The sequence below is a fragment of the Azospirillum sp. B4 genome, from assembly GCF_000333275.1.
GTDB lineage: Bacteria > Pseudomonadota > Alphaproteobacteria > Azospirillales > Azospirillaceae > Nitrospirillum.
The window spans coordinates 1-4,956 of sequence record NZ_BACU01000206.1 but is presented as its reverse complement, the minus strand read 5'-3'; the positions used below and the strand labels follow the sequence as shown (position 1 = coordinate 4,956).

General features: G+C 67.0%; 1 protein-coding gene. It reads left to right on the top strand.

What is annotated here, in order from left to right; translation table 11 throughout:
• Window positions 1-101: 101 nt before the first annotated feature.
• Window positions 102-4,956: strawberry notch family protein (locus I55_RS32895; RefSeq protein ID WP_199902524.1), on the top strand; the 4,855-nt coding region annotated here is incomplete at its 3' end.

The following is a 4,956-nucleotide window of genomic DNA, read 5'->3' as shown; positions in this document are numbered from 1 at the left end:
CCGCCCGGTACCAGCCGGCACCGGATTATCCAGATGTTCCGACCCAATCCAGCCTCGCCTTAGGCGTCCCCATTGGGCCGCCGATCAGCCGCAGTTTTGCCTTGGTCAACGACGCTCCCCTGGTGGGGGAGTTCGGCGCCTGGCATCCGCTCGCGGTTAAGGCCGCAGCCCTGGATTTCACCACCAGGCTGGCGGACCGTGTGGGCCGGACCACGGCTGTCGGGCCACGGTTGGATGCCGGCCTGGCCCTGGCCGGCCAGGTCGCCGATGAAGCCCGGATCATCACCCACCTTTACGAGGCCGTCCACCGGCTTGGGGAATGGCCACGCGACCCCGTTGAGACGGCGGCGGCGGTAGCATCCGGCCTCGCCCTCCTCGACGGCCTGCAGGAGATACATTACTTGACCCACCCCGAGGGTACGGCCTTGCCGCCCCTGGGGACGCAGCTGGCCGAAGCCGCGGGGACGCTTGCCGGGGAAATGTCGACGACCGCCGCGGACCGTCTGCGACGCAGCCTTGCCCCCTTGCTGGATGTCGCCCGGCATGGGCCCCAACTTGTCGCCTTCGCGCGCAGTGCCGCGGCGGTGCCGATGCGGCAAAGCCAGACGGAGGCCTTGAACCTGCTCTCGTTGATCGGTGAGCCGGTTGGCATCAGGCCGGGAGCCGCCTTCAGCTTGGCCCGCAGTTACGGCCAACCTTCCGACCCGCAGCGGTTGGAAGGAAATTGGTACCGGCCGGAAGCGGTGGAAGCGGGCTTGCTGCAGGCGTCGCGCTTGTGCGGCGGGCCAATGCCGGATCTTGATGATTTGCCCGAGGCTACCAGGCAGGCCTTGGAAGAGAGGCTGGCGGGGTACGCGGTCCAACCCTATGCCGTTGGCGTGCCCATGCTCTATCGTGCCGCCCTCGCCGTCGCCAACGGGGATGAGCCATCCGGGCGGGGCGCCATTGTCGATTGGATGGCTGGGCCAGGACGCTACCTCAATTTCACAGGGCTTTCGGCCAAGGTGACGGAATTCCTGGATGCCCTCCCCATGTCCGGGTCCCAGCGCAGCCGCGTGCAAACCGCGTTGGCGCCCGGGCTGGCGGCCGCTGATCACTGGAACATGCTGGCCCTGGCGGCAGGTCTGGGCGAGCCGGGCGTCGATGGTGGCAGATTAACCGCCCTGCAGCGCCGCCTTGTGGCCGGGGCCATCCTCGACACTGTCGCGGCGGGGCCGGCCGGCTACAGCGCCACACTGCAAGGCCTGCGAGAGTTGGACAATCGCTTGGCCAACATCGCTCCGGTGTGGTGGACATTCCAACGCCGGCAGCAGGACGGTCTCGGTACGGTGCCAGGGCAAGGCAAGGCCTTCCGCCTGCAATCGGCCAATGGCGCCCTTTCGCCGTCAGAGCGCGACCGTCTCGTGGACACCATTGCCAGCCACTTACGACTGGGGGGGACATTCGAGTCCCTGGCAGACTTGCGCGAACACGCCATGTTGTCGGTGAACGGGTCTGGGACGGGAACGGTGGGAACGGAGCGCCCGCCGGCACGGCTGGCCGACCGCGACATCCAGGAGGCGGCCGAGGCGGCCCTTGTCCAGGTCGCCGGCGAGGCCGTCGCGACGCTGGACGATGGCGCCGCGCTGAAAGCGGTCATCGACCTCCAAGGCCGCCTGCCATCCCTCAATCACAGGACCTCCGCCAGCATCCAGCTGAACCAGTACTCGACCCCTCTTCCGCTCGCGTTGCTGGTGTCGAGGCTTGCAGGCCTGCGCGCCCTTCCCGACGGCAGCACCATCGGCGAACCCACGGCAGGAAACGGAGCCCTGCTCTTCGAGGCGCCGAAGGGCGCCATCCGGGCCAACGAGATCGATCCGGTCCGGCGAGATCAACTGCGCGCCGCCGGCATCCAGGCGACGGCCATCGATGCCTTGACGGGACAGGTGTTCCCCGACAAGTCGCTGGACAGGCTGGTCGCCAATCCACCCTTCGGCACTCTTGCGGCTCCCGGCCAGTCCTCGCCCCGCTATGAGGTCACAGCCGGTGACGGATTGCCGTTCGCCTCCCCGGTTCGCGACCATGTCATCAGCCTCCGTTCCCTGGAGGCATTGCGCGACGACGGTGTGGCCGTGTTGATCGTCCGTCACGCTGGGTCTCCCCATGGCCCCCAGGATGACGACACCCTGACAAGGGCCTATGCGGAGCCCCAGCAGCGTGCCTTCTGGGCGACGCTGCACGCCCGCTACAACGTGGCGCGGCACGTCACGATCGATGGCGGGCTGTACCGCTCCCAGGGAGCCGGATGGCCCGTCGACCTGGTCGTGATCGAGGGTCGCAAGCTTCCCGGAAGCACAGGCAATGGGGCCACGGCACCCCTGCCCATGGCGGTACCGCCACAGAGATTGTCCACCTGGTCACAAGTCGAGGAATTCCTGCATGAGTACGGCCATCACCGAGAAGGACCCGCGACCGTTGCCAGGCTGGCTGGCAATGATGGCGCATCGGCCGCATCGCCATTGGACGCCGGCGATGGGTCCGACCTTGGCCCTGCCTCTGTCGTCACACCTGCGGAGGCCGGATCTACCGGACCTGATCGCGGACAACCTGCAGGCGCGGGGCAGAGCCCAGGGCTTCCTGCCCCAGGAAATCCCGAACTGGTTGGAAACCTTGGGCATCGTGCGAGCTCCGTCCTTCAGGCCGGGAACGAAGGTATCGGACCTGCTTCGGGGCGATCTGGGGTTGAGGACCCGGTTATGGACGATGTTCGGCCCCCAGGAGGAACGGAAGACCAAGCCGCTACCGACGGAAATGGCCGCGCTGGAGGAGATGGCGGGCGAGACGGTGGACGATATGCTGACCTGGCTGCGCTGCCTGCCGACAGGCTGAAGGAGCGGCCCAAGGGGCCATCCACGGCTCAAGTTCCTTACCTGCCCCTGTCTCAGGGACCGCGCATGGGTATGGTCATGCCGAGATCCCTGGCCAAGTCCACCCATAAGGCGCTGGCCAGGGTTAGGCAGCGATACGGCGACGTCGACGCGTTCGTCGCCGACGCGTTGGGCTTCTCGTCCAAGGAAGCGCTGTGGGAGGTCGTGGGTGCCGAACAGATCGACACCTACGCCTTGAACAGGCTGGCGCGGGAACGGGGCGGGGCCTTCATCAATGGCAAGCAGACGGGGGGTGGGAAAGGGCGTGACGCGGCCCTGGAATTCAGGGAAGCCCAGCGAGAAGGAAGGCCTTTCGTACTGGTCACAGAAGGACCGCACCTCTATCGCGACTTCATGCGCGACCTCGCGGATGTCGGCGTTGGACCTGTCAATGCCCTGGTCACCAATAGCGACCTCAAGGGTCAGAACGCCATTCCCCTGGACGATGGCCGGGACCTCGCCACCCCCAAGGATCATGACCAGCTTCTGGCCGAGGTCGCCCGCCACGGACGCCTGCCCCAGGGCTTCGATCTGATCCTCACCTCCTATCCGCAGCTCCAGACGATCGCGGGGCGGGACACCCTGCGGCGCAGCGCGATGCGATCCGTCGCCCCGGACGCTTTTATCCATCTGTCGGAAAGCCATGAGGCCGCGGGCACCGCCGACAAGCAGCAGCGGGGTCCGGCGAAAGGGGACCAGCCAGATCGCGCGGCGTTCATCCGGACGCTGGTATCCCGGGCCGGCCAGGCCTCTTTCGACTCCGCCACCTATGCGAAACGGGCCGGAGTCCTGGATCTCTATGCCCGCACCGCCCTCGGTAAGGTGCCGGGCGGACTGGAGGCCCTGGCGCATGGCGGTGTGCCCTTGCAGCAGGCCGCCGCCGCCCTGCTGGCCGAAGGCGGCGAGTATCTCAGGCTGGAACGCAGCTTCGACGGCGTGAAATTCCGGTCCACCGAAGTGCCGGTGGATGACATGCTGGCCGCGCAGCTGTCCGAGTGCATGGCCGCGATCGCCGAATTCGATCGCGAAAAGGGCCACGCCGTGGACAGGGTCGAGCGCCGGCTGAGGGCGACGGCGCGTGCCATGGGCAAAGACAGCGCCCTGGATTGCGGGTCGATCAACTTCACAGCCCTGATGCACAATGTGGTCGCCCAGGGCTTGCTGGCCCTGAAAGCGGACCACGTCGCCGACCAGGCGCTGCGCCACCTGGGCCGCGATGCTCAGAATGCGCCGTTGTTGGATGCCGTCAAAGCCGCCGGCGGCGCCACCAGGCCCGCCGAGGATTGGCAGGACCTCCTTCTTCAAGCGGCGGGTACCAGCCGGGAAGTGCTCACCGGAATCAGCGCTGCACCGCTGGCGGGCCGCTGGCTGGATGCGCTGCAGGGTCAAATAGCCGGTTTCGATCAGGTCCAGGTCGAGAATCTGGCCGATGCCCTGGAGTGGCTGGACCACAAGGCGGAGTCTCGCGACCGCCTTCTCATGGAAGGCAAGACCGCCGGTGGTGTTCCTGCCGACGACCTGGTCGAGTACCTGGGCCCTTGGAAGCCGGTCGTGGCGTTGGCCAACACCATGGGCTCGTTCCTGGAAGCCTATACCGAGGACATGGGGCTGCAACCGGGGGACAATGTCGGCGCGGACTTCCGGGACCTCCTGCTGCGGTATCTCGACCGGTCACGCGACATTATGGTGGGGTCCCCCTATGGGGAGAAGGACCGCCACCACCTCAGCGACGACGATTTGGGTTCCGCGGCGGCCGATGCTTGGCAACGGGCCAGGGACTTGATCCTAAATAGCGACCTCGGCCGCCTGCCCATATCCCCGATCGACTGGATCGAATACAGGCTTGCCGACCAAGGATACGTCCTGGGAGAAGCGACCGGACGGGGTTTGAAGGTCGACTACAGCGGGCGGGACGGCGACGGCGCCCCCGTAGGTACGCTCGGCCGGCGGGCGGCTTCAGCGATCGGCAAGGCGGGGGTGGTGCGTGTCACCAACGCGTTCAACGATGGCACCGTCGACGCGCTGGTGATGAACGAGAGCGGTGCCACCG